Annotated in this window: 2 rRNA genes; both read right to left on the bottom strand. The window is 52.6% G+C overall.

Annotation, left to right across the window (positions count from 1 at the left end):
* Positions 1-108, bottom strand: a 5S ribosomal RNA gene (rrf, locus tag WKI41_RS11705); the annotation flags it as partial.
* A gap of 127 nt (positions 109-235) precedes the next feature.
* Positions 236-3,168 (bottom strand): 23S ribosomal RNA (locus tag WKI41_RS11700).
* Between the last annotated feature and the right edge of the window lie 215 nt (positions 3,169-3,383).

Genomic DNA, 3,383 nt, shown 5'->3' with positions numbered 1-3,383 from the left:
AGCGACCTACTCTCCCGCGTCTTAAGACGGAGTACCATTGGCGCTGGGGCGTTTCACGGCCGTGTTCGGAATGGGAACGGGTGCAGCCGCCCCGCGATAACCACCAGGTCGGCGAAACGCAACTGGCACATGCTTTTGCATGTGCTGTTGTATTCGAGAAGCTGGGTGGCGATTGCCACATTTATTTGAACACGTGATACGATCGAGTTTTATTCGATGAGCATGAACAATGGGAACGAAGAAGTCTGTCGAGCTATTAGTAACGGTAAGCTTCATGCATTACTGCACTTCCACACCCGTCCTATCGACGTGGTCGTCTTCCACGGCTCTGATAGGGAACACTCGTTTTCAGGTTGGTTTCCCGCTTAGATGCCTTCAGCGGTTATCCATTCCGTATATAGCTACTCTGCTATGCCCTTGGCAGGACAACAGATCCACCAGAGATACGTCCATCCCGGTCCTCTCGTACTAGGGACAGATCCTGTCAATATTCCTACACCCACGGCAGATAGGGACCGAACTGTCTCACGACGTTCTGAACCCAACTCACGTACCGCTTTAAATGGCGAACAGCCATACCCTTGGGACCTGCTCCAGCCCCAGGATGCGATGAGTCGACATCGAGGTGCCAAACAACCCCGTCGATATGGACTCTTGGGGGTCATCAGCCTGTTATCCCCGGCGTACCTTTTATCCGTTGAGCGATGGCCCTTCCACACGGGACCACCGGATCACTATGACCGACTTTCGTCTCTGCTCGACTTGTCAGTCTCGCAGTCAGGCTAGCTTATGCCATTGCACTCGACGACCGATTTCCGACCGGTCTGAGCTAACCATCGCGCGCCTCCGTTACTCTTTCGGAGGCGACCGCCCCAGTCAAACTACCCACCATACACTGTCCCGGATCCGGATAACGGACCGCGGTTAGACATCCACGAAGATAAGGGTGGTATTTCAAGGATGGCTCCACAGGAACTGGCGTCCCTGCTTCAAAGCCTACCACCTATCCTACACATGCCTTGGCGAATGCCAGTGTAAAGCTATAGTAAAGGTGCACGGGGTCTTTCCGTCTGACCGCAGGAACCCCGCATCTTCACGGGGAATTCAATTTCACTGAGTCTATGTTGGAGACAGCGGGGAAGTCGTTACGCCATTCGTGCAGGTCGGAACTTACCCGACAAGGAATTTCGCTACCTTAGGACCGTTATAGTTACGGCCGCCGTTTACTGGGGCTTCAGTTCAAAGCTTGCACCTCTCCCTTTAACCTTCCAGCACCGGGCAGGCGTCAGACCCTATACGTCGTATTGCTACTTCGCAGAGCCCTGTGTTTTTGATAAACAGTCGCTACCCCCTGGTCTGTGCCACCCCATCACACTTGCGTGCAAAAGGGTCACGCTTCTTCCGAAGTTACGCGTGCAATTTGCCGAGTTCCTTCAACATAGTTCTCTCAAGCGCCTTGGTATACTCTACCTGACCACCTGTGTCGGTTTCGGGTACGGTCTATACGGTGGAGCTATTTCCTGGAACCTCTTCGCCGCCCAACCAATCCAATAAGGTTGAACAACACACAAGATCCGTCACTACCACCAGGCCCACGAATATTAACGTGGTTCCCATCGACTACGCGTGTCCGCCTCGTCTTAGGGGCCGGCTAACCCTGCTCAGATTAACTTTAAGCAGGAACCCTTGGTCTTTCGGCGAGGGAGTCTCTCACTCCCTTTATCGTTACTCATGTCAACATTCGCACTTCCGATATCTCCAGCAGCCCTCACGGGTCCGCCTTCACAGACTTACGGAACGCTCCGCTACCACACATCTTACGATGTATCCTCAGCTTCGGTGCATGGCTTTAGCCCCGTTACATTTTCGGCGCAAAGACCCTTATTTAGACCAGTGAGCTGTTACGCTTTCTTTAAATGATGGCTGCTTCTAAGCCAACATCCTGGTTGTTTTGGGATCCTCACATCCTTTCCCACTTAGCCATGACTTGGGGACCTTAGCTGGAGGTCAGGGTTGTTGCCCTCTTCACGACGGACGTTAGCACCCGCCGTGTGTCTGCCGACTAGTACTCCTCGGTATTCGGAGTTTGGTTAGGATCAGTAAGACGGTGAGTCCCCATAGCCCATCCAGTGCTCTACCCCCGAGGGTATTCGGTCGACGCTCTACCTAAATAGATTTCGCGGAGAACCAGCTATTTCCGAGTTTGATTGGCCTTTCACCCCTAGCCACAAGTCATCCCGAACTATTGCAACAGTTATGGGTTCGGCCCTCCAGTTGGTGTTACCCAACCTTCAGCCTGCTCATGGCTAGATCACTCGGTTTCGGGTCTAATGCAACGAACTGAACGCCCTGTTCAGACTCGCTTTCGCTACGCCTACACCTACCGGCTTAAGCTTGCTCGTTACACTAAGTCGTTGACCCATTATACAAAAGGTACGCCGTCACCCTTGCGGGCTCCGACTGTTTGTAGGCATCCGGTTTCAGGTTCTATTTCACTCCCCTCGTCGGGGTGCTTTTCACCTTTCCCTCACGGTACTTGTTCGCTATCGGTCATGCACGAGTACTTAGGCTTGGAGAGTGGTCTCCCCATGTTCAGACAGGATTTCACGTGTCCCGCCCTACTCAAGGACAATGACTGTTCTACGCGTACGGGGCTATCACCCGCTATGGCCGACCTTTCCAAATCGTTCCGCTTTATTCATCATTGCCACTGGCCTGGTCCGCGTTCGCTCGCCACTACTTACGGAGTCTCGGTTGATGTCCTTTCCTGCAGGTACTTAGATGTTTCAGTTCCCTGCGTTCGCTTCTTACACCCTATGTATTCAGGTGCAGATACCTCATTGCGATATCTAGAAACCTCTTTCGCTGAACCCTTGAACCCGATCTCCCGGGTGTCCTCTGTCCTCACGGCCGTAGGCCTGCGGACGGCGCGCCAAACGATTGGCGACGACCTGAAGGTCTGTATGGGAAGCCCCATGCAAACCAATAAGAAGATTATTCAAGTGTGCAGCAAAACAGATTTTCTAGATATCTGAGGTGGGTTGCCCCATTCGGAGATCCATGGATCAAAGCTTATTCGCAGCTCCCCACGGCTTTTCGCAGCGTATCACGTCCTTCTTCGCCTGTGCATGCCAAGGCATCCACCAAATGCCCTTAATTCACTTCTTCGTTCTCATTGTCTATGCTCATCCATATTTGCTTGATTTGGAATTCCTGATCCTCTTCGCATTCGCTTGAGGGGTTCCAAATCCGGCCATACTGCAACCTCTCGGTATTCATAAGACCCGCAAAATCCGATTACCTTTTACAATCAGATATTTCTTGATGCCATCGACGTGTTCGGTACGGTCTTCTTTGAGGGCACGCCGGTGCACCTCGAAGCC

The organism is Agrobacterium larrymoorei (genome assembly GCF_037722385.1).
GTDB classification, from domain to species: Bacteria; Pseudomonadota; Alphaproteobacteria; order Rhizobiales; family Rhizobiaceae; genus Agrobacterium; species Agrobacterium larrymoorei_C.
This window is presented reverse-complemented; position numbering and strand designations above follow the sequence as displayed.